This window comes from Albimonas sp., assembly GCF_055129145.1.
On sequence record NZ_JBSRTQ010000021.1, the window covers coordinates 14652 to 38903 of the forward strand.

Below are 24252 nucleotides of genomic sequence, written 5' to 3' on the forward strand. Positions count from 1 at the left end.
CTCCTCAGGGGTCTTTTCGCGCGACGGCTCAGCCGTAGATGGCCTTGGGCAGCCAGGTCGCGAGCTCGGGGAAGATGAACAGCAGCGCCAGCACGATCAACTGGCAGATGATGAAAGGAATAACCCCCTTGTACATCTGCTGCAGCTTCATTTCGGGCGGCGCGATGGAGCGCAGGTAGAAGATCGACGGCGCCATAGGCGGCGACAGGTACGACGTCTGCAACGTCACCAGGAACACCACCGAGAACCACAGCGGATCCACCCCATAGGTCCGCAGGATCGGGATCGACACCGTCATCATGATCAGCACGATGGAGATCAGGTCCATCGCGAAGCCCATCACGAAGGTCACGCCGAGGATCACGGCGACGACCGACCACGTCTCCAGCCCGAAACTGTCCAGCAACGCCTTGGTCGCCCCCATGCCACCCGAGGCGAAGAACACGCCCGAGAACATCGAGCCCGCCAGCACGATGGCGAGGATCATCGCGGTCAGCGACACGGTGCGCAGCGACGCCTCGAAGATCAGCCGCAAGGAGAACTTGCCGTAGAAGATCGAGAGCAGGACCACGCCCGCCGACCCGCAGGCCGCGGCCTCGGTCGGGGTCGCCAGCCCGGCGAAGAGCGTGCCCAGCACCGTGAACACCAGGAAGGCGGGCGGCACCAGGGCGAAGGCGGTGTAGCGCAGTTTCTCGGCCCAGGACCGCGGATCCGGCTCGGTCTCGCGCGGGGCGAGGCTCGGGTTCGCCGTGCAGGCGATGATGATGTAGATGATGAACATCGCCGCCATCAGCAGCCCGGGCAGCATGATGCCGGCCAGCAGGTCGCCCACGGGCAACGTCGCGATAGGGGCCAGCACGATCACCGGGATCGACGGCGGAATGATGGTGCCGAGGCTGCCGCCCCCGCAGATCGTCCCCGCAACCAGGGAGTTGTCGTATTTCCGCTTCATCATGCCGGGGATGGCCAGCATCCCGACCAGCGTCTCGGTGGCGCCCACGACGCCCGAGGCGGCGGCGAAGATGGTGCACATGATCAGGGCGGCCACCGCCAACCCGCCGGGCAGACGCCGGGTCCACATGTAGATCGCGTCGAACAGGGTCTCCGCGATCCCCGCGCGCTCCAGCACCGCGCCCATGAACACGAAGAGCGGAATGGCGCCGAGCACGTAGTTGGTCGAGATCTCGTCGACCTTCTGCGCGAATTGCAGGATCAGGATGTCGCCGAAGCGCACGAGGCCGTAGCCCAGCGCCACCAGCATCATCGAGAACGCGACCGGGAAACCCAGGAAGATCATCCCGATCAGCACCGGGAACATGGTGAGCGCGATGTCGCCGGTCATGCCGCGCTCTCCGGCTGATGGGGGGAAGCGGGCTCGTCATGGCCCAGAACGGTCAGCAGGCATTGCAGGATGCGCGCGAAGCATTGCAGCGACATCATCGCGAACCCCGCCACATAGACCAGGCGATACGGCCAGACCGGCGGGTTCCAGGCGCTTAAGCCCGTGGTCTCCCCGGTCTGCATCACCTTGATGGCGTTGTTGGTCAGCGCCCAGGTCAGCCAGACGAACATCGCGGTCAGGATGATGTAGCAGATCAGGTCCCAGGCCGCGGTCAGCCGGCGCGGCGCGCGCTGGTGGATGAAGTCCACCCGCACATGCGCATCCACCGCCAGCGCGTAGGAGATGCCCAGCAGGAACACCGTGCCCATCAGCATGTAGCTGACCTCGAACGCCCATTGCGTGGGGGCGTCGAACACGTAGCGGCTGGTCACCTCGTAGACCATCGCCACCACCAGCGGCGTCACGACCAGCGCGCCGATCCGACCCGACCAGGTCGACAGGCGCGATATGAAGGCGATGAGCCGCCTCGCTCCCGCGATCATGACGGAACCGCCTCGGGGCGGGCGGCCGGCGGACGGCGGAGGGGCGGGGCTTGGGTCAAGTCATCGCTCGCGAGCTTCGGCATCGAGGGCGCCGGGTGGAGGAGGAGGGGAGGGTGGAGGAGGAAGAGGCAGAGGGTGCCGATACGCGGCGCCGGGCACGCTGCGGAACATAGGGGAGCCGAACGGGGGGGGAGGGGGCGCCGCCCCCCTGTCGCCAAAACCCCGCCGCGCGCCCGCAACCGGGCGCGCGGCGGGCCCGACCGTCGCGCTCAGCGACCGCCGGGGGCGAAGCGGAACTCGCTCAGGCCCGACAGGGACGCCAGGAACGCCGACTGGTCCTCGTAGATCTTCTTGAACCAGGGGTTGGTCGCCGACTGCTCCTGGGCCCACTCGGCCGAGGCCGCCTTGACCGCCTTCACCAGGCTGTCGTCGACGATGATCATCTCGGCGGGCGAAGACTCCTTCATCTTGGCATAGGCCGTGAGGTCCATCTTCACGTAGCCCAGATAGCTGTCGAGCATCGCGAGACGCCCCGCGGTCTCCATCAGCGCCTGGTCGTCGGCGGGGATCTTCGCCCACACTTCCTTGTTGATGATGCAGTCATGCACCGCCGCCGGCGAATGCAGGCCGGGCATCATGATGTAGGGCGCGATCTTGTCGAAGCCGGCTTCGAGGTTGCCCCCCGGGCCGCCCCATTCGATGGCGTCGACCACCTTGCGCTCCAGCGCCGAGAACACTTCCGACCCGGGCAGAACCACGGTGGAGGCGCCCAGCTTCGGCGCGATCTCGGCCCAGGCCGACGACGTGCGCAGCTTCAGGCCCTTCATGTCTTCGGGCGTGCGCACGGGCTTGTGGGCATGCATGAAGATCTCGGTCTCGGTCACGCCGCAGGGGATGGCGACGACGCCGAACACGTCCATCCGCCACTCTTTCCACAGCGCGAGGCCGTTGCCGTTGTAGATCCACATCATGAATTCTTCGGGGTTCGGCCCGCCCGGCCAGCCCGAGATCACCGCGGAGGTGCGATCGACCGACCAGTCGTAGCCGCCCCAGGCGTGGCCCATGTCGGCGATGCCGTTCTGCACGGTCTCCGTCACCTTCAGGGCCGGGCCCAGCGCGCCGGCGGGGAAGACGTTGATCTTCACGCGGCCGTCGGTGATCTGCTCGACGATCTTGGCGTAGCTGGCGGCGCCGATCTCGAGCCAGTGGCCGCCGGCCCAGGGGGTCGCCATGCTCAGCTCGACGGTGTCGGCGGCGGCGGCGGCCTGCGGTAGGGCGCCGAGGCCGAACGCCAGCGCGGCGGCGCCGAGGGAGGTCTTCAGGTCGATCATGAACGCGTCCTCGTGAGGTTTGCTGCGATGCGATGAGGCGGGGAGCGGGGTCGGAATGGCTTTTTCGGCGCCGGGCTCCCCTTCCGTCCGACTTGAAGTCAGGCGGTCGGGCGTCCGGAAACGGGGTCGACGGTCGGCACGGGTCCAGCGGCGTCGGGCGCGCCGGCGCGGGTTGCGCCCCAGCGGGCGCCTCCGGTTCGGGCGCCTGAAAAACAGGCTCTGCGCTGAGGTCTGCTTACTAACATGTATGTCAGTAATTCGATTGCCTGCCACATTGTCAACGAAGTTTTCGCTGCATTGCACGCGTGCCGGAACCCCGGGCGCGCCGCCTCGAACAACGAGGCGCGACACGGCCGCGGGTGGCGCCTGAAACCCGGACGCCGCACCTGAATTTTTCAATATTATTATATATTTATCGGGGCCCGACGCCCCGCCGCCGCACAGGATTTCAAGCCCCGGCCGCCGCCCGCATCACCCCCGCTCGGCGCGGTCCGAGCTCTGCATCAGCCGCCGCCCAGGCCGCTGACCCCGCGCATCGCCTTGCCAAGTTTCCGCCTCGGTTTCTCTCCGAAACCGGGCGCCTCGTCTGAGGCGCCCGGTTTCAGCCAGCCCCGATCACGCGGCGGCCCGCCGCGATTCGCACGCCGCGGTTGCGCGCCCCTCTCGCCACCGCGGCCCCAAGGCGCCGCGTCAGTAGCTGACCCTCTGAAAATGGCGGACCACCGCTTCCTCGACGCTCAGCGCCGCAAGCCAGGAGGTCTTGGGATTGTCGGGCAGCGGCACATTGGAGAGCGCCACCTCGAAGGTCCCGAACGCGCCCTCGCCGTCGACATGATGGCTGTTGCCCGAAGCGCCCGGATCCGCGATCAGGCTCACCCGGGTCCGCGCGAAACCGATGCCGGCCAGCGCCACAGCGGCGGTGACGTTGGCGTTCTTCGGGAATCGGGCGGAGGCCTCGGCCGCGTCGCCTTCGAAGAACACCGCGGCCTCGGTCAGCGCATCCAGATCCAGCGTCTCCTCCGCCGGCGTGCCCTTCCAGGCGGCGGGCGGCTTCACGCCCCGATAGGTCACGCGGGAAAGCCCCGCCCGCCCGCCGGTGCGCAGGATGTCGAGCCCGCCGATGGCGCCCGAGGCGATGGAGAGCCGCGCGCCCCCCTGCCCCGCGGCCGCCTCCAGCCGCTCCCGCAGCCCCTCGTCGCCCAGCGCCCCGATGGAGGCGAGCACAACAGGCACCCCCGCCGCCAGCAGCACGGGCGCCACGTCGCGCACCGCCCCGTGCCCGGCGCATTCCACCACCAGATCCGGCCCCCAGCCGAGCAGCGCGTCCACGTCGCGGAAGAGCTCCAACGCCGCCCCCTCGACCACCGATCCCGGCCGCACCAGGGCCGCGCCGACGCGCAGCCCCTCCGCCCCCCGGGGCAACGAGGCGACGAGGCTGCGCGCCATGGCGCCGAGGCCGATGACGGCGATGCGGGGGGCGTGCGGCATGGGAGGATCCTGTCGATTGGGGAGGTCGGGGCGGGGAGGGTCGGCGCGCAGACAAGGCGCCGCCCCGCCCCAAGTCAAGCGAGGCCGCGGCCGCAATGCCCGACTCTTTCACCTGGCATACGCGCGGCGCACGCGCCGTGCACGCATGTCGCCCCCTTCGAAACAGCCTAATCGGGGATGGTGACCACCTCGTAGATCGCCTCGATCTCCGGGCTGATCTGCAGCTTGCCCAGCGCCTCGCCGATCATGTCCCAGATCTCGCCCGAGGCGTAGATCCGGCTCAGCTCCCGGTCCACCGCCAGCCGCAGCCCGGTCTCGCCCCGCCTCATGGTCAGCGCATAGGGCTCGCGCGACAGCGTCCGGCGCGAGATCACCGGCTGCACGGTCGGGCGCATCCGGCCGAGCTGATAGAGCAGGATCGACTGATCGCCCAGATAGGCCTCGATCTCGCCCTTCTGCAGCGCCTCCAACCCCATGACGTGGTTGGAGAAAAGCACGAGCCGCACCCCCGGCGCGACCTTCGCCAGCACCTTGCGGGCGATGATCTCGGTGGTGGTGCCGTTGAGCACGCCGACGGCGTCGTCGGTGAGGTCGGCCAGCCGCTCCGCTCCGCCCTTGCGGAACACGATTCCCGCGCCGTCGATGAAATAGGGGATGGAGAAATCCAGCGTTTCCCGACGCTTGAGGGTCTGGGTGGTCGGCCCGCACAGCAGGTCGATCCGCCCGTCCGCGACCGCGTCAAGGCGGTCGGCGGCGCTGACCGCGACCCATTCCACCGCCGACCCCTCCGGCGCGCCCGCCGCCTGCAGGATCCCCGGCGCCGCCCGCTCGCAGAGCCGCACCGCGAGCCCGGTGGGCCGCCCCCGATCGTCGGCATAGGAGAAGGGCGGCGCGTCGAGCCGGTAGCCCAGCCTCAGCGCGCCGCGCGCGGCGACATCTTCCAGCACATCGGCCCGCACCGGCGCGGCGCTCTCCACCAAGCCCATGAAAGCCATGACGAAAACCGCGCCCCATGCCGCCAACGCCGAAGCCCGCGCCCCGAGGCCCGGCCTCGCGCGCCACACTTCGCCGCCAGCGCTCGCCCGCGCCGCGGCACGCTCCGCACGCCCCCCCGACATGCCTTCCCCTTCGGTCATTGGATTTACATCCGCCAGAATGGGCCCCGCAACCGCGCGACGCAAGCCAAGGCGCCGGATGCACTGGAAATCCGCCCGTCTTGGCGCTATCCCGAGCGCCGACCTGCTCCACCCCGATCCCGACCCCGCCCGAGAGGACACGACCATGGCCGAGCTCGACTACCGCGAACCCGAGGCGAAGGTGATCCATGGCGCGCTGGGCGACTGGGAACTGGTGATCGGTATGGAGGTCCACGCCCAGGTCGCCTCCAAGTCCAAGCTGTTCTCCGGCGCGTCCACCGAATTCGGGGCGGAGCCGAACACCAACGTCTCGCTCGTCGACGCGGCGATGCCGGGAATGCTTCCGGTCATCAACGACTTCTGCGTCGAACAGGCGGTGCGCGCGGGGTTGGGGCTGAAGGCGCGGATCAACCTGCGCTCGGTCTTCGACCGCAAGAACTACTTCTATCCGGACCTGCCGCAGGGCTACCAGATCAGCCAGTTCAAGTTCCCCATCGTGGGCGAGGGCGAGGTGCTGGTGGACATGGAGCCCGGCGTCGCGCGCCGCGTGCGGATCGAGCGGATCCATCTCGAGCAGGACGCCGGCAAGTCGATCCACGACATGGACCCGGGCCTTTCCTTCGTCGACCTCAACCGCACCGGCGTCGCGTTGATGGAGATCGTGTCCCGCCCCGACATCCGCGGACCGGAGGAGGCGGCGGAATACGTCCGCAAGCTCCGTCAGATCCTGCGTTATCTCGGCGCCTGCGACGGCAACATGCAGGAGGGCAGCTTGCGCGCCGACGTCAACGTCTCGGTCTGCAAGCCCGGCGATTACGAGCGGTTCCGCGAGAACGACGATTTCTCCATTCTCGGAACCCGCTGCGAAATCAAGAACATGAACTCGATGCGCTTCATTCAGCAGGCCATCGACTACGAGGCGCGGCGCCAGATCGCCATACTGGAAGACGGCGGCAAGGTGGATCAGGAGACGCGTCTCTACGACCCCTCGAAGGGCGAGACCCGGTCGATGCGCTCCAAGGAGGAGGCGCATGACTATCGCTATTTCCCCGACCCCGACCTGCTGCCGCTGGAGATCGACGAGGCCTATGTGGCCCGCGTCCGCGACAGCCTGCCGGAGCTGCCCGACGCCAAGAAGGCCCGCTTCGTCACCGCCTACGGCATGACCGAATACGACGCCGGCGTGCTGACCGCCGAGGTCGAGAACGCCGGCTATTTCGAGCAGGTGGCCAAGGGCCGCGACGGCAAGCAGGCGGCGAACTGGGTGATCAACGAGCTCTTCGGCCGGCTCAACAAGCAGGGCCTTTCGGTGACGGAATCGCCCGTCTCGCCCGAGCAGGTCGGCGGCGTGATCGACCTGATCGGCAAGGGCGACATCTCGGGCAAGATCGGCAAGGACCTGTTCGAGATCCTGTGGACCGAAGGCGGCGATCCGGCCGAGCTGGTGGAATCGCGCGGCATGCGCCAGGTGACCGACGCCGGCGCCATCGAGACCGCGGTGGCCGAGGTCATCGCCGCCAACCCCGAGAAGGCGCAGCAAGCCATTGAAAAGCCGTCGATGGCGGGCTGGTTCGTGGGTCAGGTGATGAAGGCGACCGGCGGCAAGGCCAACCCCAAGGCGGTCAACGACATCGTGCGCGCCAAGCTGGGCGTCTGAGCCGCCGGCACGGCCGCGGCCGCGAGGCCGGATTGGAATCGCCTCCCGGGCGGGCTAGGTTACGGCCCGGCCCGGTTCGGGCCGCAGAACGGGAACCGGGATGATCCTCTACGACTACAAGACCGTCGCCGCGCCCCGCCGCGCCGGCAAGTTCCGCGGCGTCGCCAAGGGCCCGGAAGCCTTCGCCCGCACGCTGGAAGAGGCGATCGGGGCCGAAGCCGCCGGCGGCTGGGAATACATGCGCGCCGAGAATCTGCCCTGCGAGGAACGGCAGGGCTTTCTCTCCCGCCGCTCGACGGTGTTTCATTCGGTGCTGATCTTCCGCCGCGCCAAGCCTGGGAGCCAGGACGCGTACCTGTCCGGCGCCGCGGGCTTCGCCGAGGACGAGCCGCCCGCATTCCGCCGCGCGCCGGCCGCTGCGCCCGCGCCGACCGCCGCGGGGTCGCCCGACGCGGCGCTGATGCGCCTCGACCCCTCGATGCGCGAGGCGGCCGCCGACGCCCCGGAGGCGCCCGCCCCCGAAACCCGTCTCGGCCCCGCCCAGCGCTGAACCGGCGACGCCCCGGCCCGCCCCTCCATTGGCGTGGACCGGGGCGAGCCCCCTCAATCCCCGTCGGGGATCACCGCGTCCACCGCGCCGCCGACCACATCCGCCGTTGTGCTGATCGCCGTCCCCGCCACCGAGACGGTGGTCGACACCACCGTCCCCGCCACGCTCGCCACCGCGCAGCCGCCGAGCGCGCCCGCCGCCGCCAGCAACGCCGCGAGCCGCATCGCCCGCCTCACGCTCATCCGTCCGCCTCCCCGCTCAGCTCCAGGCTCAGCGCATGGACGCGGCCCGCCAGCTCGGCCTTCAACACCCCCATCACGGCGCGCTGACGCGCCACACGGGACTTGCCGTCGAAGGCCTCAGCCCTCATCTGGATGCGGAAGTGGGTTTCGCCCCCTTCCTTGAATCCGCCATGTCCGCGATGGCTCTCGGACTGATCCTCGATCTCCAGCGCGCTGGGCGCGAATTCCGCCACCAGCTTGGCCCGCATGATGGCGGTCACCGGGCCATCGCCCTCCGCCGTCTCCGCCGCCGTTTTCGTCGGGTTCGCTCGCATCGCGTCGATCCTCCGTCTTTTCCTTCGCGCCGCACGGGATACACTCGTGCGCCCGAGTCGCCGGACGCCGCAGGCCCCGGCATAGGACGCCCCGATCGCCCGGGGCCGCAATACCTGGGAGAGGCCAGCTTGTCGCGCCGCTCGTTCCTCGATTACGACGTCTCCGTCACCGCCGACAAGCGGCGGCGTCAGCGCGCGCGCGGCCATACCGGCGCGCAGGCGAGCTCGGCGCGGGTCTGCGAATGCGAGGGCTGCGAGGAGCTGGGCGCCTATCGCGCCCCGGTGTCGCCCGAACGGCTGGACGAATTCCACTGGTTCTGCCTGGAGCATGTGCGCGAATACAACCGCTCCTGGAACTTCTTCGAAGGTCAGTCGGAAGCGGAGCTGGAAGAGAGCATCCGCTACGCCAACACCTGGGAGCGGCCGACCTGGAAGCTGGGCCAGGGCGGCCATCCGCAGGTCAACGCCAACGGCCATGCCGAGGGCCGGGCCTGGGCGCGCTTCGGCTACCGCGATCCCTTCGAGGTTCTGGGCGACAACGCCACCATCAATCCCGGCGCATCGCCGCCCGAGGGCCGCCGCCCCGAGCCGCGCCGCCGCCTGCTGCCGGCATCCGAGCGGCGGGCGCTGGACATTCTCGGCGTGCCCGACGCGAGCAAGCGCCGCGACATCCGCGCGCGCTACCGGGCGCTGATCAAGGACCTGCATCCCGACCTCAACGGTGGACGGCGGGACGAGGAGGCGCGGCTGACCCAGGTGCTCTGGGCCTGGGAGCAGCTCAAGAACAGCCGGAATTTCGCGGACTGAGCCGCGCTCGGGCGGGTTTCGTCGCCCGCCCCCTGTCATGGCGCGCGGGGATGCCGCGCCAGGGCCGGGCGCCGGACAGGGCCGGCTTTCCCCGATCCCGCCGCCGCATGGGCCGCAATGCGCCTGGGACTTGCATTTTCGCGACGCCGAATTAAGCAGATCAGGTTGCAAATTTCCATCGGCCCATTGGAGTTGATCATGCATATGAATCTCGTCCTGACCGCCGCATCGCGTCGCTTGTCCGTGGCCTCGCTCGCCGCGATCTGCTTGGCCGCCTCCGCCCAGGCGGGCACGGTGACCCTGAGCGAAGGCGATTTCGCCGGCTGGACCGCCACCTCCCTCGCCGGCCCCGACGGCGTGCAGACCGCCACGGTCACCACCGACGGCAATCCGGGCGACGCGCTGACGGTCGCCAACACCGCTTTGGACCTGGTGATCACCCGCTTCGGCGGGCCGGGGCTGAGCTACGCCCCCGCCGGCGGGGCGATCCTCTCCGTCGCCTATTCGCTGGACTTCAACGTCGTCGTCGGCAACGACACCGGCATGGGGGTCTATGCGCTGGTGCTGGAGCAGGCGGGTTCCACCTACGCCGTCGACGCCCTGTTCGGCACCGGATCGGCCCCCGGCTGGGGGAACGCCAGCGGCGACGGTCTGACCGCGACCGATTTCATCGCGCTCGACGGCGGGCTGGGGCTGGACTTCTCTGTGGCCGGGGCGCCGATCGCCATAGGCTTCGCCACCGAGAACGACGGCGCCATCGGAACCAAGGTGGCCTTCGACAACCTGTCGGTAGCGCTGACCACCGCAGACGCGGTGGCGCCCCTGCCCGCCGCCGCGCCGCTGGCGCTCGCCGGCTTCGGCGCGCTCGCCTTCGTCGGCCGTCGACGCCGCCGGGGCTGAGCTTCGGCCCTGCGCCTCGGGACGCCTTGCCTTCCCCCGCCGGCGGGGGAGGGTCGCGTTCCAGGCGCCGCCGTCCTCAGATCGCGGCGGCGGCGGCGACGGCCTCCGAAAACTCGGCCTTCAGCGTCTCGATCTCCTCGACGCCCACCGACACGCGGATGAAGCCTTCGGTGATGCCCAGCGCCGCACGCGCCGCCTCGGTCAGCGCGCGATGCGAAGAGCTCGGCGGATGGCTCAGCAGGGTCTGCACGTCGCCGAGCGACGGCGCGAAGGGCAGGTCCCTGGCCGCGCGGATGAAGGCGTTGGCCTGGGCCCGCCCGCCCTTCAGCCGGAAGGCGACCATGGCCCCGTTGCGCCCCTGCAGCAGGTCGCCGGCGCGGTTGTGGTCGGGATGGTCGGCGCGGCCGGGATAGATCGCGGTCTCCACCCCCGGCAGGCTCGCGAGGTGGTCGGCGAGCGCCGCCGCATTGGCCTCGGCCCGGTCATAGCGCAGGGCGAAGGTGGCGAGGCCGCGCTCGGCCAGCCAGCAGTCGAACGGGCTTGCAGTCGCCCCGATCGACCCCTGCGCGGCGGCCAGCGCGACCCGCACCGCCGGATCGCGCGCCGCGGCCCAGCCCAGCGTCGCGTCCGAATGCCCGGCGAGCATTTTCGTCACGGAGTGGATCACGATGTCCGCCCCATGATCGAAGGGCCGCCAGCCGCGCGGGGTGGTGAAGGTGTTGTCCACTACCAATAGCCCGCCGCTCGCGACCGCGGCTGCGTGGGCGGCTTCCATGTCGGCGACGCGCAGGGTGGGGTTCGACACGACCTCCGCGAAGACCATCGCGGCGGGGGTCTCGGCGGCCCGCGCCCAGGCGGCGCCGTCGGTCGGGTCGACGAAATCCACCGAAATCCCGAAGCGCGGCAGGTCCTGGGTCATCAGCCGCAGGGTCCGCCCGTAAAGCTGGTTCGACGCGATCACCCGGTCGCCGGATTTCAGCAGCCCCAGCAGCACCGCCGACACCGCCCCCATGCCCGAGCCGAACACCAGCCCGCCGCCCGAGCCCTCCGGCGTCCCCTCCAGCGCGTCGATCTGGCGGGCGAGCGCCACGGCGTTGGGGTGCCCCTCGCGCGCATAGGCGAATCCCTCGGTCCGGCCTTCGTACTGGGCGTCGAGCGCGTCGGCGTCTTCCGCCCGCCACACGACCGAGGGGTGGATCGGGCTCGCGACCGGGCGGGTGACGGTGCGGGGCGCGGCCGGGCGGCGGGCGAGCGAGCGGGGGGGGAGGGCGTCGGACATCAGGCGGGCTCCGCGAAATTGGGGCGAGGCCCTTGGTCTAGCGCGCGCCGCGGGGCGCGGGAAGGCGGCCTAGCGTTCGGCGGGGCGCCAGCCCGCGGCCACGGCCTCTTCCTCCGAGCAGAACCAGCGTTCGCCCTTGTCGGTCGAGATCCGGGTGCGCCCGTAATCCGCCTGGTCGGGCATGTGATAGATCTGGCCGGAGCGGGAGATGTTGCCCTTGATCGGACAGGCTTTTCCGGGGCCGTCCTTGCCCGACAAAACCTCGTCGGCGGGCCGCGGGACGGACCGCGCCGCCGCCTCGGCCCTGAGCCGGGCGCGATAATCCCAGGGGGCTTCGAAATCGCCGGACCAGAGGCCCGCGCTTGCGTCGCGGGCCGTGGTCTCCTCAGCTTCGTAGCGGTCGGAGAACTTGCGGTAGACCACCGCCCAGCCGCCCGCGACCATCGCGGCGTTGAGGTCGCGGGCCCCCGCCTCGCAGACCGCCAGCGGGCGACGGTACTGGTCGCGCTCTTCCGCCGTGCAGCGCACGTCGCGCCCGTCGATCAGGGCGATGAGGGCGCGGGTCGCGGCCTCGCCGCAGGCGTAGTCGCGACCCGCGCCGTCCCGGCAGGTCTGCGCCGCTTCCGGCGCGTCGATGTGCAACAACCGCAGGCGGTCGTCGCCGATGGCGATGGTGTCGCCATCGATCACCCGGGCCGGGCCGGCGAAGCGTTCGGTCGCCTGGGCGGGCGCGATCATGGGGAGTGCGGACGCGGCCAGGAGCAGCAGGACGAGACCGGATCGGCGGATTTGTTTACGGATCATTTACCGGAGTTAACGCACCCCGGCGCCCGGCGCCACGCCGGACCCTCTGCCCAGGATGGCCGTAGGAGCCGCCCCCGATCCCGGCGCCAGACCCGTTTCGAGCGGAATCCCGCCCCGCGGCGCCACGTCGCCCCACCATCCGCCCCCGGATTTCCCCGCAGCCGCGGCGCCGCGCCGCTGGCGCCCTTGCGCGCATGGGATCTATGATCCAAGAACAATGGCAGACTGACGAACATGCCCGGGACCGCCCGGCGGAAAGCGAGTTTCTCCTATGGCTGACGGTGCGATCCTGGACGCGATGGAACCGACCGTGGACCTCTCGGTCCGCGACGTCTTCGGCATCGACTCCGACATGACGGTGAAGGCTTTCGCCGAGCCCACCGACCGCGTGCCCACCCTCGACCCGACCTACCAGTTCGATCGCGACACCACGATGGCGATCCTGGCGGGCTTCGCGCATAACCGGCGCGTGATGATCCAGGGCTATCACGGCACGGGCAAGTCGACCCATATCGAGCAGGTCGCCGCCCGCCTGAACTGGCCCTGCGTGCGCATCAACCTCGACAGCCACATCAGCCGCATCGACCTGATCGGCAAGGATGCGATCAAGCTGCGCGACGGCAAGCAGATCACCGAATTCCAGGAAGGCATCCTGCCCTGGGCGCTGCGCAACCCCGTCGCCATCGTCTTCGACGAATACGACGCCGGCCGCCCGGACGTGATGTTCGTGATCCAGCGCGTGCTGGAAGTGGACGGCAAGCTGACCCTGCTCGACCAGAACGAGGTCATCCACCCCCACCGCTATTTCCGCCTGTTCGCCACCGCGAACACGGTCGGCCTCGGCGACACGACCGGCCTCTATCACGGCACCCAGCAGATCAACCAGGGCCAGATGGACCGCTGGTCGATGGTGGTGACGCTGAACTACCTGAGCCACGACGACGAGGTGAACATCGTCCTCGCGAAGAACCCGGACTACCAGACCCCCAAGGGCAAGACGACGATCTCGCGCATGGTGACCGTGGCGGACCTGACCCGCTCGGCCTTCATGAACGGCGACATCTCCACCGTCATGTCGCCCCGCACGGTGCTGGCCTGGGCCGAGAACGCGCGCATCTTCGGCGGCGACATCGGCTTCGGCTTCCGGGTGACGTTCCTCAACAAGTGCGACGAGCTCGAGCGGCAGACGGTGGCCGAGATCTACCAGCGCTGCTTCGGCGAGGAACTGCCCGAGAGCGCGGCCTCCGTCGCGCTGGGCTGAGCCCGACCGCGGACCGGTCCCCCGGTCCGCGACCCGCTCCTGCGCCCCGGGCCGGCCGCGATCCGCGCCGCCGGCCCGGGCGAGGGCGAAGACCAACGCGGCCGATCAGGCGCGTGGCGGATGAAAAGCCCCGCACGACGCCGTCCCGCTGAACGAGGTGGCGCGACCCGATGAACAACCGTTCCGACAACCCCGCCGATCCGTTCAAGAAGGCGCTGGCCGAAGCCACCCGCGCCATGGCCAACGATTCCGAGCTGTCGGTCACCTATTCGGTCGACCCGCCGGGCATGGCCAACGATTCCGTCCGCCTGCCCCAGGTCACCCGCCGCATGAGCCGCGAGGAGGTCGTCGCCGCCCGCGGCGCCGGCGACGCCTACGCGCTGCGCATGCGCTTCCATGACGACGCGGTGCACAACCGCTACCTGCCCCAGGGCGAGATGGCCCGCGCGCTCTTCGAATCGATGGAGACGGCGCGCTGCGAATCCATCGGCGCCCGCCAGATGCCCGGCGTCGCCAACAACCTCGACGCGCGGCTCGCCGAAAGCGCGAGGCGCCTCGGCTACGGCGACATCAAGGACGTGGCCCAGGCTCCGCTGGCCGAGGCCGCCGGCTACCTCGTGCGCCAGATGGCCACCGGCCGCGCCCTGCCCGCGGGGGCGGAGAACGTGCTCGGCCTGTGGCGCGGGTTCCTCGAACAGCAGACCGGCCAGACCATGGAGCAGGTCGGCGACAGCCTCGAGAACCAGGCCTCCTTCGCCAAGCTCGCGCGCATGGTGATCGACCAGCTCGGCTATGGCGAGCAGCTGGGCGACGACCCCGACGCCGACGAGAACAACGACGAGGCCGAGGAGGAGGACGGCGAGGAGCCCGAACCCGACGGCGACGACCAGGGCGACGAGCAGGGCGACGAGAACCAGGACCACGCCCCCGACGACCAGGCCGCCGACGCGCCGGACGCGACCTCGGCGCAGATGGACATGGACGAGTCGGACGACGCCGACATGTCCGAGGAAGCGATGGACGACGAGGGCGAGACCCCGGATGCGCCGCCGCGCCCGCCCGCCGTCTCCGACGCCGACCCGGCCTACAAGATCTTCTCCCAGAAGTTCGACGAGGAGGTGATGGCCACCGAGCTTGCCGAACCCGAAGAGCTGGAGCGTCTGCGCGCCTATCTCGACCAGCAGCTGGAGCCGCTGAAGGGCGCCGTCTCGCGCCTTGCCAACAAGCTGCAGCGCCGGCTGCAGGCCCAGCAGAACCGCTCCTGGGACTTCGACAAGGAGGAGGGCGTGCTCGACGCCGCCCGCCTCGCCCGCGTCGTGGTCAGCCCGACGACCTCGCTGTCCTTCAAGGTGGAGAAGGAGGCGAAGTTCCGCGACACCGTGGTGAGCCTGCTGATCGACAATTCCGGCTCGATGCGCGGCCGCCCGATCTCCATCGCCGCGATCTGCGCCGATATTCTGGCCCGGACGCTGGAACGCTGCTCGGTCAAGGTCGAGGTGCTGGGCTTCACCACCCGCGCCTGGAAGGGCGGACAGAGCCGCGACGCCTGGCTGCAGGCCGGTCGACCCGCAGCCCCCGGTCGCCTCAACGACCTGCGCCACATCATCTACAAGCCCGCCGACGCGCCGATGCGCCGGACCCGCGACAATCTCGGGCTGATGATGAAGGAAGGGCTCCTGAAGGAGAACATCGACGGCGAGGCGCTGGAATGGGCGCATCGCCGGATCGAGCGTCGGCCCGAACAGCGTCGCATCCTGATGGTGATCTCCGACGGCGCGCCGGTGGACGATTCCACCCTGTCGGTCAACGCCTCGAACTACCTGGAAAAGCACCTGCGCGACGTGATCGCGATGATCGAGCGCAAGCGCTCGGCCGAGCTGCTGGCCATCGGCATCGGCCATGACGTGACCCGCTACTACCAGCGCGCGGTGACCATCACCGACGTGGACCAGCTCGCCGGCGCGATGACCGAGCAGCTCGCCGCGCTCTTCGACACCGATCCGGGCGCGCTCGGCAAGGCGTCGCGCCGCTCGCGCGGCGGGCGACGCGCGGCCTGAGCGAATTGGGACGACGATCGGCGGGGCCGGCGCGATTTTTCCAGTGACGCGGCGAGATCCGTGAACGAGGATCGACGCGGCGGCCGAGTTCCGGCCGCCGCGTCGCCCCGTTCCTCCCTCGGCCATTCGTCCGGAGTCGCCATGCGTCCCTCGCCCCGCTTTCCCGGCCCCCGTTGTTCCGCGTTCAGCCTCGCGGTCGCCGCTCTGCTCGCCCTCTCCGGCCCCGCCGCCGCGCTGCCCGTGGCTCATACCTACCTGACCACCCTGCGCCCGCTCGCCGCCAGCGAGGTCGACCGGCTCGAAATCCGCTGGTCCACGGCGGTGGAGACCGGCACGGCCACCGAAGCCGACCTGACCCGCCTGGAATTCCGCCTGTTTGCAAGCGGGTCCGGCTTTCTGATCGTCGAGGACCGCGCCATCCAGGCCTCCGTGGTCCAGGCGCTGGGCGACATGGGACGGAGCCTGGCGGAGATCGACTTCGCCTTCGACCTCGACGCCTTCGCGCTGGATCGCCGGACGGGGCTGCTGGCCTTCGACAACGATATCGGCGGCGTGGCGCTCTCGGCCTCCGGCGAGGCGGTGCTGGACGCGTCGGGCGACGGCGACGCGATCTCGGTCACCGCCTGGAACGAAGGCATCGATCAGGGCGGCTGGTCTGGCGCGACCTCGTCGCTGACCACGCTTCCTCTGCCCGCCGCCCTGCCCGCGCTGGCCGCGGGCCTCGGCGCGCTGGGCCTCGTCGCCCGGCGCGCGCCGCTTCAGGCGCGACGGCGGCGGGTGAGCGCGTAAAGACCGGCGCAGAGCAACGCCAGCCCCGCGGCCACGCCGGCCGCGGGCAGTTCCAGCACCGGCAGGATGTAGTCGAAGAAGATCGAGGGATCGACTCGGTTCTCAAGACCCGATTGCAGGCCGATCAGGCTGGGCTGATGGATCTGCGCCCAGCGCTGGCCGAAGCTGGCGAAGTCGATGGCCGCCCCCGTCCCCGCGTCCTGGATATCGGCCCAGAGCGCGGCGGCGGCGAGGACCGCGAAAACCAGGCCGAGGATGCGCAGCATGGGGGATCTCCGAATGACGACGGGCGTTGCGCACAGTTACGCCGGCCGCGCGCCCTGCGCACCCCCGATGACGAAGCCGTGACCCGGGGGCCCCTCAGCGCCCGCGGATCCGCGGATCCAGCGCATCGCGCAGCCCGTCGCCGATATAGTTCACCGACAGCACGGTCAGCGAGATGGCCAGCCCCGGCCAGATCACCCGGTCGGGCGTCAGCGTCATGAAATTCGCGCCATCATAGAGCAGCCTCCCCCAGGTCGGAAAATCCGAGGGGAAGCCCAGGCCGAGGAAGCTCAGCGCGCTTTCGGTGATGATGGCGTTGGCGACGCCGAGCGTGGCGGAGACCATGATCGGGCTCAGCACGTTGGGCAGGATGTGGCGGGTGATGATCCGCCGCCCCGGCGCGCCGACGGACCTCGCGGCCAGCACGAATTCGCGTTCCTTCAGCGCCAGCACGTCGCCGCGCACGATGCGCGCGGTCTGCATCCAGGAGGTGATGCCGATGACGAAGACGATCAGGATGAAGATGCCGGACTCCGGCCCGAACGCCTGCCGGAGCGTGTCGCGAAACAGCATGATGATGACCAGCAGCAGCGGCAGCAACGGCAGCGCGAGGAAGAGGTCGGTCAGCCGCATCATCGGCCCGTCGAGCCGCTTCGAATAACCCGCCGTCACCCCGATGGCGGCGCCGAGCAGCACCGAGATCAGCATCGCCGTGACCCCGACCGCGAGGCTGACCTGCCCGCCCGCCATCACCTGCGCCAGCATGTCCCGGCCCAGATTGTCGGTGCCCAGCGGATGGGCCCAGGACATCATCTGGTTCTTGGCCCGGATATCCAGCTTCTGCGGATCGACGGTATGGATGAACGGCCCGACCAGCACCACGCAGAGCATGAAGGCGAAGACGATCATCCCCGCCAGCGCGCCGCGGTGGGACGAGAACTGCGCCCACACGTCCCGCCAGGGAGAGCTGTGGCGGCGGCGCTGCACGGCGTCGGCGGCGGCGGCCTCGGCGGCGGTGGGCGAAACGGCGGCTGCGTCAGTCATAGCGGATCCTCGGGTCCAGGATGCCGTAGAGCACGTCGGCGATCAGATTGAAGAGCACGATCAGCACCGCGAAGATGAAGGTCAGGGTCTGCACCGTGGGGATGTCGCCGCCCTCGATGGCGCCGATCAGCAGCTGGCCGAGGCCGTTCACCCGGAAGATCTGTTCGGTGATGATAGCGCCGCCGAACACCTGCGGCAGGTTCAGCGCGATCACCGTCACCACCGGGATCATCGAATTGCGCAGCACGTGGATCAGCAGGACCACCTTCTCGGTCATGCCCTTGGCCCGCGCGGTGCGCACGTAGTCCTGATTGAGATTGTCGAGCACCGAGGCCCGCATGAACCGGCTGAGCTGGGAGGCGTTGTAGAGCCCCAGCACCATGACCGGCATGATCATCTGCTGGATCTGCGCCCAGAGGCTGCCCCAGTCCTCGACCACCAGCGTGGTGTCGTAGATCGACGGCAGCCAGCCAAGCGTAACCGAAAAGATCACGATGAACAGCAGGCCCGTGAAGAAGGTGGGGATCGAGAAGCCGACCATCGAGAACAGCGTCCCGAACTGGTCGAACCACGAATACTGCTTGTAGGCCGACAGCACCCCGATGGGAATCGCGATGACGATGCCGACCACATAGGACATGCCGACCACCCACAGGGTCTGCGGCATCCGCTGCACGATCAGGTCGACCACCGGGGACCGGGTCTGCCAGCTCAGCACCCTGAGCCGCTCGCCGTCGCCGAAGGTCCAGCCGGTCCACTGCTCGAGGATGTTCAGCGGCTCGTTGACCATGAACTGCACCAGCCATTTGAAATAGCGGATGAGGAACGGGTCGCCGAGCCCGAGGCTCATGCGGATCTTCTCGCGCACTTCCGGCGGAATGGTCAGCGGCAGCTGCGCCGTGGGGTCGGAGGGCGCGAGATCGAGGATGCCGAAGATCAGGAAGCTGATCACCAGCAGCGTCGGGATCGCGAAGGCCAGGCGTCTGATCGTGTAGGTGAGCATTTCGGCCTGCGGATCAGGGGGCTGCGGAAGCCGCCGCGGCGCGCCCGCGGGTCCCCTCCGAGCCTCCCTCCGCCGCTTGGCGAGGATGGGCCGGAATGGGCGCCGTCGGGACAGGGGGCCGTGGCGGGTCAGGCCCGGGGGACGGGCGCGCCGTCCCCCGGAGGGTCTCGCCTCAGGCGCCGATCACTTGGCGCGCGACCAGGACGCGATGTCCCACAGCTCGGAGTCCCAGGGGTTCAGCTTGTGACCCGCGACGGTGTTGGCGATCGCCGCCACCCGGCCGCGATGGATCAGCGGGATGATCGCGCCCGATTCCATCAGCATGTCGTTGAGCTGCTTGGCGATCTCGGCCCGCTCTTCGATCCGGGCGGTGCCGGCGAGCTTCTGGACCAGCGCGTCGTAGTCGGCCGAGCAGTAGCGCGGGTTGTTGCCGCCCAGCCAGTTGTTGGCGGGGCTGGGGATCTCGGAGCAGCGCCAGTTGGCCATGTACTTCTCCGGGTCGGTCCCGTCGAAGTTGTTGGTGAACATCTCCACATCGGCATAGAGCTTCTGGAAGGTGTCCGGGGAGGACGGATCGCCGCCGAAGAACACCGAGCCGGAGATGTTGCGCAGCTCGGTCTCGACCCCGATCTCCTGCCACATCTGCTTGATCAGCGCCTGGGTGCCCTGTCGGACCGAGTTGGTCGAGGTCTGGTAGAGCATCGACAGCTTCATGCCGTCCTTCTCGCGCACCCCGTCCGAGCCCATCTTCCAGCCGGCCTCGTCGAGCAGCTTGTTCGCGCCCTCCACGTCCGGGGTCTTGCACCAGTCGTTGGCGGTGGAGTTGAACAGGTCCGGCGCCGGCAGCACGTTGCAGGTCACCTGCCCCGCCGCGCCGTAGCCCGCCTCGACCAGGATCTCGCGGTCGATGGCCATGCTGAGCGCCTTGGTCACCCGCGGATCGGTCAGGAACGGATGCGGCCCGCCCTCGATGGTCGAGCGCTTGTCGCCCAGCGCCGGATCGGGATTGGTCATGTTGACCTCGAACCGCTCGACGGACGTGCCGTAGGCCGAGATCACCTTGCCCATGCCCTTGGCTTCCATCTGGGCCAGGATTTCGGGCTCGACCTGCATGTTCCAGGCGTAGTCGAACTCGCCCGTCTCCATCACCGAACGCGCCGCCGACACCGCGTCGCCGCCGCCCTTCAGCAGCACCGTGGCGAAGGCGGGCTTCGCGGGGTCGCGGAAATTCGGGTTGGCCTCGAAGGTCACCACGTCGTTGGGCTTGAACTCGGTCACCACATAGGGGCCGGTGCCGATCGGGCCGAAATTGGCGTCGGTGCATTCGGGGGCCTTGGCGCCCTTGCAGTCGGCGAACTGGGCCTTCTGCAGGATCGGCGACTGGGCGCCGACGAAGGGGCCGTAGGGGACGGGCTTGGGCACGGAGAACGTGACCTTGACGGTGGTCGGGTCCACCGCCTCGACCGAGGCGACATCGGCGAAATTGGCGAGCTGCTGGCAGCCGCCGGTCTCATCCATGCAGTATTCGGCGGTGAACACCACGTCTTCGGCGGTGAAGTCGGAGCCGTCGGACCATTTCAGGCCCGGCGTCAGCTTCCAGGTGATCGACATCAGGTCTTCGGCGACGCCGCCATTGTCCACCGTCGGGATTTCGTCGACCAGCCAGGGCACCATGGTCCCGGTCTCGTCGTAGCGGGCCAGCGGTTCGAGCACGAGGGACGAACCCTCGACGTCCTTGGTGCCGCCCGAGAGATACGGGTTCAGGATCGAGACGGCCTGCCAGTAGATGATGTTGACCTGGCCATCGGCGCCGCGCTCGGCCAGCGCGGGACCGGCGAGCGCGCCGAGCGCGGCGGCGGCGACGGAGGCGGATAGGAGATTTCTAAGTCGCATGGTCGGTTCCGATCTTTCCCTGTTGTTGGTCGCGGCCCGGGATTTTTCCCGTGACCATGGGTGAAGCTTAGCGGCGCCTGACGCGCGCGGAAGCGAATTTCGTTCGCATGCGCTCAAATCCTCGCAACGGACCGGGCGCGCGGATCGGGACGCGAAGCGGCGTCATTCCACGAAGTGACAGGCGACCCGGCGCCCGTCTTCCAGCGCGCGGAATTCGGGGACCTCGGCCGCGCAGCGCGGCTGCGCCACCGGGCAGCGGGTGCGGAACCGGCAGCCCGAGGGCGGATTGGCGGGCGAGGGCACGTCGCCCTGCAGGATCACCCGCTCGCGGCTCGCCTCGCGCACCGGATCGGGGGAGGGGACCGCGGAGAGCAGCGCCTTGGTGTAGGGGTGACGGGGCGTGGCGTAGAGCTGCTCGCGGCTCGCCAGCTCGACGATTTTTCCCAGATACATCACCGCCACCCGGCTCGCGAGATGGCGGACCATGCTGAGGTCGTGGCTGATGAACAGATAGGTCAGCCCGAGCTTTTTCTGCAGATCCTCCAGAAGGTTGACCACCTGCGCCTGGATCGAGACGTCCAGCGCGGCGATCGGCTCGTCGCAGACGATGAAGTCGGGATCGAGCGCCAGCGCCCGCGCGATCCCGATGCGCTGCCGCTGCCCGCCGGAGAATTCATGCGGATAGCGCGAGGCGAAATCCTCGCGCAGGCCGACCGCGTTCATCAGCTCCGCCACCCGGTCGGCGCGGGCCTTGCGTCCGAGCGTCATGTGCTCGTCCAGCGGCTCGGCGATGATCGCGGCGACCGTCATCCGCGGGTTCAGGGAGGCGTGGGGGTCCTGGAAGATCATCTGCATGCGCTTGCGCATCTGGCGCAGGTCGTTCCCCTCCAGCGCCGCGACGTCGACCCCATCCAGTTCGACCTTGCCGGCGGTGATGTCGGTCAGGCGCAGGATCGCCCGCCCTGTGGTGGACTTGCCGCAGCCGGATTCGCCGACGAGGCCCAGCGTCTCGCCCTTCATCACGTCGAAGGTCAGCCCGTCCACCGCACGGACCGAACCGACCCGGCGGCGCAGGAGGCCTTTGTAGATCGGGAACAGCACCTGAAGGTTTTCGATGCGCAGCAGCGGTCGGGCGCCGGCGGGCGTCCGGGTCGCCGCCGCGGGCATGGCGTCGAGGCTCATCGTCGGGCTCCTGCGGCGTCGGCCATGGCGACCGTTTCGGGGCGCAGCCAGCAGGCGGCCTTGTGCCCGGCGCCGTCGTCGGCCAGGGCCGGGTTCTGCGCGTGGCATCGGTCGAACGCATGGGCGCAGCGGGGCGCGAAGGCGCAGGCGGCGGGGGGCGCGTGCAGGATCGGGGGCTGGCCGGGGATGGTGGTCAGCCGCTCCGGCCGCGCGCCCTCCACGCTCGGGATCGTGTCCAGGAGGGCGGCCGTGTAGGGATGGCGCGGATCGGCGAAAAGGTCGGCCACCGGCGCCTCCTCCACGATCTGGCCCGCATACATCACCGCCACCCGGTCGGCGATGCCGGCGATGACGCCGAGATCATGGGTGACCCACACGATCGCCGCCCCGGTGCGGTGGCGCAGGTCGCGCACCAGGTCGAGGATCTGGGCCTGAATGGTGACGTCGAGCGCGGTGGTCGGCTCGTCGGCGATGATCACCCGCGGCTCGCAGCTGAGCGCGATGGCCACCATCACCCGCTGGCGCATGCCGCCCGAGAACTGGTGCGGATAATCGTCGAGCCGCGCCTCGGGGCTGGGGATGCCGACCAGCGCCAGCAGCTCGGCGGCGCGCTTGCGGGCGTCCTTGCGGGAGAGGCCCAGATGGGCGCGCAGCGGCTCGCAGATCTGGTAGCCGACGGTGAACACCGGGTTGAGCGAGGTCATCGGATCCTGGAACACGAAGCCGATGTCGCCGCCCCGCAGCTTGCGCAGCGCCTTGGGGCCCATCGAGGACACGTCGCGCCCGTCGAAGCGGATCTGGCCGCCGGTGCGCCGCGCAGGCGGGCTCGGCAGCAGGTCGAGCGCGCTCATCATTGTCACGGACTTGCCCGAGCCGCTCTCGCCCACCACGCCCAGCAACTCGCCGGGGCGGACCGAGAAGCTGACGCCGTTGATGGCGTGAACCGCGCCGCCGCGGGTATCGAACACGACCTCGAGGCGGTCGACCTCGAGCACAGGGGCCGCGCCGGCCGGGTCGGCGGCGGGATCGACATTGGGCAGGGCGCCGTCAGCCAAGGGCGCTCCCCGCCCCAAGGGGGCGTTGGTTCTTGTTCATCTGTTCTTTCCCTGTCGGACCAGTTTTGTCGGCCTCGTCTGAAGAGTGAACACGACTTGCTGCGGCGCCGCAATCATAATCCGCGCGCGCTTGACCAAGGCCGCGCGGACCCGCAGGCTTCGCCCCAGTCCTTTTCAGGAGCCCCCATGCCCACGATCTACACCCCGCGCGAGATGCTCGCAAAACTCGTCGCCTTCGACACCGTGTCCTCCAAGACCAACCTGCCGCTGGTGGATTTCGTGCAGGACTACCTGGAGGGTCACGGCGCCGTCTGCCACCGGATCTATGACGAGACCGGCCAGAAGGCCGGGCTGATGGCCCATGTCGGGCCGATGATCGAGGGCGGCGTGGTGCTGTCGGGCCATACCGACGTGGTGCCGGTGGAAGGGCAGGACTGGTCCTCCGACCCGTTCGAGGTGGTGGAGAAGGACGGGCGGCTCTATGGCCGCGGGACCTGCGACATGAAGGGGTTCGACGCGCTGGCGCTCTGCGCCGTGCCGATGGCGCTGGCCCGCGGGATCAAGCGGCCCCTGCAGATCGCGCTGAGCTATGACGAGGAACTGGGGCTGCGCGGCGCGCGCCCCCTGGTCGAGGCGCTGCGCGGCGCCCTGCCCCATGCGGAGACGGTGATCGTGGGCGAGCCGACCCGGATGGGCGTGGTCACCACCCACAAGGGCGGCGTTGGTTTCCTGACCGAGATCCACGGCTACGAGGTGCATTCCTCGCGCTGCCATGAGGGCGTGTCGGCGGTGATGACGGCGGCCGAGCTGGTGGTGTGGCTCGCCGCCCGGATGGCGGAGAACCGCACCGCGCACGAGACCTCGCCGACGCCGGAATCGGAGGGGTTCGAGCCCGGCTGGACCACGCTGCATGTGGGCCGGATCGGGGGCGGCACGGCGAACAACATCACCGCGAAGGACGCCTGGTTCTCCACCGACATCCGCGTGATCCCGGGAGAGGACCCCGACATCTGGGCGAAGCGCTATCAGGACGAATGCGCGCGTCTGGAGGCGGAGCTGCGGAAGATCCGGCCGGAGGCGCGGATCGTGCCGAACCTGCTGACCAAGAACCCGCCCTTCGTGCGCGAGGAAGGCGGCGCGGCGGAGGCGCTGGCCCGCCGCCTCACCGGCGACAACGCGCTGCGCGCCGTCAGCTTCGGCACCGAGGCGGGGATTTTCCAGAGCGGCGGCTATTCCTCGGTGGTCTGCGGGCCGGGGGATATCGAGCAGGCCCACAAGCCGGACGAATACATCGAGATCAGCCAGTTCGAAG

23 protein-coding genes are annotated in these 24252 nt (G+C 69.6%); 8 read left to right on the top strand and 15 right to left on the bottom strand.

The annotated features are described in order from the left end of the window. Positions 1-28: 28 nt before the first annotated feature. The 5 genes from ACTB72_RS05805 to ACTB72_RS05825 all read right to left on the bottom strand — a co-directional run bounded on the left by ACTB72_RS05805 (position 29) and on the right by ACTB72_RS05825 (position 5698). On the bottom strand, positions 29-1342 hold the full coding sequence (locus ACTB72_RS05805) for a TRAP transporter large permease (RefSeq protein ID WP_463036038.1): 1314 nt from the start codon (positions 1340-1342) through the stop codon (positions 29-31). Further along, positions 1339-1884: a TRAP transporter small permease subunit gene (locus tag ACTB72_RS05810; protein WP_463036039.1), complete on the bottom strand. Its 546-nt coding sequence runs from the start codon at positions 1882-1884 to the stop codon at positions 1339-1341. The genes ACTB72_RS05805 and ACTB72_RS05810 overlap by 4 nt, the downstream gene beginning before the upstream one ends. A gap of 269 nt (positions 1885-2153) precedes the next feature. After that, positions 2154-3215, bottom strand: coding sequence for a TRAP transporter substrate-binding protein DctP (gene dctP, locus ACTB72_RS05815; protein ID WP_463036040.1), 1062 nt, complete (start codon positions 3213-3215; stop codon positions 2154-2156). Positions 3216-3905: 690 nt separating this feature from the next. Beyond that, positions 3906-4703 (bottom strand): aspartate dehydrogenase, encoded by a 798-nt coding sequence (locus tag ACTB72_RS05820; RefSeq protein WP_463036041.1) that lies wholly within the window; start codon positions 4701-4703, stop codon positions 3906-3908. A 167-nt stretch (positions 4704-4870) separates the two neighbouring features. Beyond that, complete coding sequence (locus ACTB72_RS05825; protein WP_463036042.1) at positions 4871-5698, bottom strand: amino acid ABC transporter substrate-binding protein; 828 nt, start codon at positions 5696-5698, stop codon at positions 4871-4873. A 286-nt stretch (positions 5699-5984) separates the two neighbouring features. On the opposite strand from ACTB72_RS05825, the gene gatB reads away from it, so the two are divergent. Both gatB and ACTB72_RS05835 read left to right on the top strand, forming a co-directional pair. Next, complete coding sequence (gene gatB / locus ACTB72_RS05830) at positions 5985-7496, top strand: Asp-tRNA(Asn)/Glu-tRNA(Gln) amidotransferase subunit GatB (RefSeq protein ID WP_463036043.1); 1512 nt, start codon at positions 5985-5987, stop codon at positions 7494-7496. A 100-nt stretch (positions 7497-7596) separates the two neighbouring features. Next, on the top strand, positions 7597-8046 hold the full coding sequence (locus tag ACTB72_RS05835; protein ID WP_463036044.1) for a DUF4177 domain-containing protein: 450 nt from the start codon (positions 7597-7599) through the stop codon (positions 8044-8046). Positions 8047-8099: 53 nt separating this feature from the next. Here ACTB72_RS05835 and ACTB72_RS05840 read toward each other — a convergent pair whose 3' ends face one another. Both ACTB72_RS05840 and ACTB72_RS05845 read right to left on the bottom strand, forming a co-directional pair. Continuing rightward, positions 8100-8288 carry a hypothetical protein gene (locus tag ACTB72_RS05840; RefSeq protein ID WP_463036045.1) on the bottom strand — a complete coding sequence of 63 codons (189 nt, stop codon included), beginning with the start codon at positions 8286-8288 and terminating at the stop codon, positions 8100-8102. Beyond that, entirely contained in the window at positions 8285-8602 is a 318-nt protein-coding gene (locus ACTB72_RS05845; RefSeq protein ID WP_463036046.1) for a BolA family protein, read from the bottom strand. The genes ACTB72_RS05840 and ACTB72_RS05845 overlap by 4 nt, the downstream gene beginning before the upstream one ends. A 129-nt stretch (positions 8603-8731) precedes the next feature. Here ACTB72_RS05845 and ACTB72_RS05850 point away from each other — a divergent pair, with 129 nt between their 5' ends. Together ACTB72_RS05850 and ACTB72_RS05855 are read left to right on the top strand one after the other, a co-directional pair. After that, positions 8732-9409: a DnaJ domain-containing protein gene (locus tag ACTB72_RS05850; RefSeq protein WP_463036047.1), complete on the top strand. Its 678-nt coding sequence runs from the start codon at positions 8732-8734 to the stop codon at positions 9407-9409. Positions 9410-9607: 198 nt separating this feature from the next. After that, positions 9608-10309 carry a hypothetical protein gene (locus ACTB72_RS05855; RefSeq protein WP_463036048.1) on the top strand — a complete coding sequence of 234 codons (702 nt, stop codon included), beginning with the start codon at positions 9608-9610 and terminating at the stop codon, positions 10307-10309. A gap of 76 nt (positions 10310-10385) precedes the next feature. Here ACTB72_RS05855 and ACTB72_RS05860 read toward each other — a convergent pair whose 3' ends face one another. Continuing rightward, entirely contained in the window at positions 10386-11588 is a 1203-nt protein-coding gene (locus tag ACTB72_RS05860) for a trans-sulfuration enzyme family protein (RefSeq protein ID WP_463036049.1), read from the bottom strand. A 69-nt stretch (positions 11589-11657) separates the two neighbouring features. Continuing rightward, complete coding sequence (locus ACTB72_RS05865; protein WP_463036050.1) at positions 11658-12326, bottom strand: thermonuclease family protein; 669 nt, start codon at positions 12324-12326, stop codon at positions 11658-11660. A gap of 337 nt (positions 12327-12663) precedes the next feature. Between ACTB72_RS05865 and cobS the strand changes: the two genes are divergently transcribed. The 3 genes from cobS to ACTB72_RS05880 all read left to right on the top strand — a co-directional run bounded on the left by cobS (position 12664) and on the right by ACTB72_RS05880 (position 16499). Next, a complete protein-coding gene (gene cobS / locus ACTB72_RS05870) occupies positions 12664-13653 on the top strand; it encodes a cobaltochelatase subunit CobS (RefSeq protein WP_463036051.1) in 990 nt (329 codons plus the stop codon). 170 nt (positions 13654-13823) lie between these two features. Beyond that, positions 13824-15710, top strand: a complete 1887-nt coding sequence (gene cobT / locus ACTB72_RS05875; protein ID WP_463036052.1) for a cobaltochelatase subunit CobT — start codon at positions 13824-13826, stop codon at positions 15708-15710. 141 nt (positions 15711-15851) lie between these two features. After that, positions 15852-16499, top strand: a complete 648-nt coding sequence (locus ACTB72_RS05880) for a hypothetical protein (RefSeq protein WP_463036053.1) — start codon at positions 15852-15854, stop codon at positions 16497-16499. Here ACTB72_RS05880 and ACTB72_RS05885 read toward each other — a convergent pair. The 6 genes from ACTB72_RS05885 to ACTB72_RS05910 all read right to left on the bottom strand — a co-directional run bounded on the left by ACTB72_RS05885 (position 16469) and on the right by ACTB72_RS05910 (position 22940). Continuing rightward, positions 16469-16765, bottom strand: coding sequence for a hypothetical protein (locus ACTB72_RS05885; RefSeq protein WP_463036054.1), 297 nt, complete (start codon positions 16763-16765; stop codon positions 16469-16471). The two genes, ACTB72_RS05880 and ACTB72_RS05885, sit on opposite strands and share 31 nt — an antisense overlap. A 94-nt stretch (positions 16766-16859) precedes the next feature. Continuing rightward, complete coding sequence (locus tag ACTB72_RS05890) at positions 16860-17807, bottom strand: ABC transporter permease (protein ID WP_463036055.1); 948 nt, start codon at positions 17805-17807, stop codon at positions 16860-16862. Further along, on the bottom strand, positions 17800-18810 hold the full coding sequence (locus tag ACTB72_RS05895; RefSeq protein ID WP_463036056.1) for an ABC transporter permease: 1011 nt from the start codon (positions 18808-18810) through the stop codon (positions 17800-17802). Before ACTB72_RS05895 ends, ACTB72_RS05890 begins: the two co-directional genes overlap by 8 nt. 183 nt (positions 18811-18993) lie before the next feature. After that, on the bottom strand, positions 18994-20703 hold the full coding sequence (locus tag ACTB72_RS05900; RefSeq protein WP_463036057.1) for a peptide ABC transporter substrate-binding protein: 1710 nt from the start codon (positions 20701-20703) through the stop codon (positions 18994-18996). Positions 20704-20865: 162 nt separating this feature from the next. Then, positions 20866-21885: an ABC transporter ATP-binding protein gene (locus tag ACTB72_RS05905; RefSeq protein WP_463036058.1), complete on the bottom strand. Its 1020-nt coding sequence runs from the start codon at positions 21883-21885 to the stop codon at positions 20866-20868. After that, positions 21882-22940: an ABC transporter ATP-binding protein gene (locus ACTB72_RS05910; RefSeq protein ID WP_463036059.1), complete on the bottom strand. Its 1059-nt coding sequence runs from the start codon at positions 22938-22940 to the stop codon at positions 21882-21884. The genes ACTB72_RS05905 and ACTB72_RS05910 overlap by 4 nt, the downstream gene beginning before the upstream one ends. Before the next feature lie 186 nt (positions 22941-23126). Between ACTB72_RS05910 and argE the strand changes: the two genes are divergently transcribed. Next, positions 23127-24252, top strand: a 1126-nt coding sequence (gene argE / locus ACTB72_RS05915; protein ID WP_463036060.1) for an acetylornithine deacetylase, incomplete at its 3' end; no start/stop codon positions are given.

Excerpts from the sequence above, each read along its gene's own strand:
- ACTB72_RS05805 (WP_463036038.1), bottom strand. The coding sequence starts at position 1,342 with ATGACCGGCGACATCGCGCTCACCATGTTCCCGGTGCTGATCGGGATG.
- ACTB72_RS05810 (WP_463036039.1), bottom strand. The coding sequence starts at position 1,884 with ATGATCGCGGGAGCGAGGCGGCTCATCGCCTTCATATCGCGCCTGTCG.
- dctP (WP_463036040.1), bottom strand. The coding sequence starts at position 3,215 with ATGATCGACCTGAAGACCTCCCTCGGCGCCGCCGCGCTGGCGTTCGGC.
- ACTB72_RS05820 (WP_463036041.1), bottom strand. The coding sequence starts at position 4,703 with ATGCCGCACGCCCCCCGCATCGCCGTCATCGGCCTCGGCGCCATGGCG.
- ACTB72_RS05825 (WP_463036042.1), bottom strand. The coding sequence starts at position 5,698 with ATGGCTTTCATGGGCTTGGTGGAGAGCGCCGCGCCGGTGCGGGCCGAT.
- gatB (WP_463036043.1), top strand. The coding sequence starts at position 5,985 with ATGGCCGAGCTCGACTACCGCGAACCCGAGGCGAAGGTGATCCATGGC.
- ACTB72_RS05835 (WP_463036044.1), top strand. The coding sequence starts at position 7,597 with ATGATCCTCTACGACTACAAGACCGTCGCCGCGCCCCGCCGCGCCGGC.
- ACTB72_RS05840 (WP_463036045.1), bottom strand. The coding sequence starts at position 8,288 with ATGAGCGTGAGGCGGGCGATGCGGCTCGCGGCGTTGCTGGCGGCGGCG.
- ACTB72_RS05845 (WP_463036046.1), bottom strand. The coding sequence starts at position 8,602 with ATGCGAGCGAACCCGACGAAAACGGCGGCGGAGACGGCGGAGGGCGAT.
- ACTB72_RS05855 (WP_463036048.1), top strand. The coding sequence starts at position 9,608 with ATGCATATGAATCTCGTCCTGACCGCCGCATCGCGTCGCTTGTCCGTG.
- ACTB72_RS05860 (WP_463036049.1), bottom strand. The coding sequence starts at position 11,588 with ATGTCCGACGCCCTCCCCCCCCGCTCGCTCGCCCGCCGCCCGGCCGCG.
- ACTB72_RS05865 (WP_463036050.1), bottom strand. The coding sequence starts at position 12,326 with ATGATCGCGCCCGCCCAGGCGACCGAACGCTTCGCCGGCCCGGCCCGG.
- cobS (WP_463036051.1), top strand. The coding sequence starts at position 12,664 with ATGGCTGACGGTGCGATCCTGGACGCGATGGAACCGACCGTGGACCTC.
- cobT (WP_463036052.1), top strand. The coding sequence starts at position 13,824 with ATGAACAACCGTTCCGACAACCCCGCCGATCCGTTCAAGAAGGCGCTG.
- ACTB72_RS05880 (WP_463036053.1), top strand. The coding sequence starts at position 15,852 with ATGCGTCCCTCGCCCCGCTTTCCCGGCCCCCGTTGTTCCGCGTTCAGC.
- ACTB72_RS05885 (WP_463036054.1), bottom strand. The coding sequence starts at position 16,765 with ATGCTGCGCATCCTCGGCCTGGTTTTCGCGGTCCTCGCCGCCGCCGCG.
- ACTB72_RS05890 (WP_463036055.1), bottom strand. The coding sequence starts at position 17,807 with ATGACTGACGCAGCCGCCGTTTCGCCCACCGCCGCCGAGGCCGCCGCC.
- ACTB72_RS05895 (WP_463036056.1), bottom strand. The coding sequence starts at position 18,810 with ATGCTCACCTACACGATCAGACGCCTGGCCTTCGCGATCCCGACGCTG.
- ACTB72_RS05900 (WP_463036057.1), bottom strand. The coding sequence starts at position 20,703 with ATGCGACTTAGAAATCTCCTATCCGCCTCCGTCGCCGCCGCCGCGCTC.
- ACTB72_RS05905 (WP_463036058.1), bottom strand. The coding sequence starts at position 21,885 with ATGAGCCTCGACGCCATGCCCGCGGCGGCGACCCGGACGCCCGCCGGC.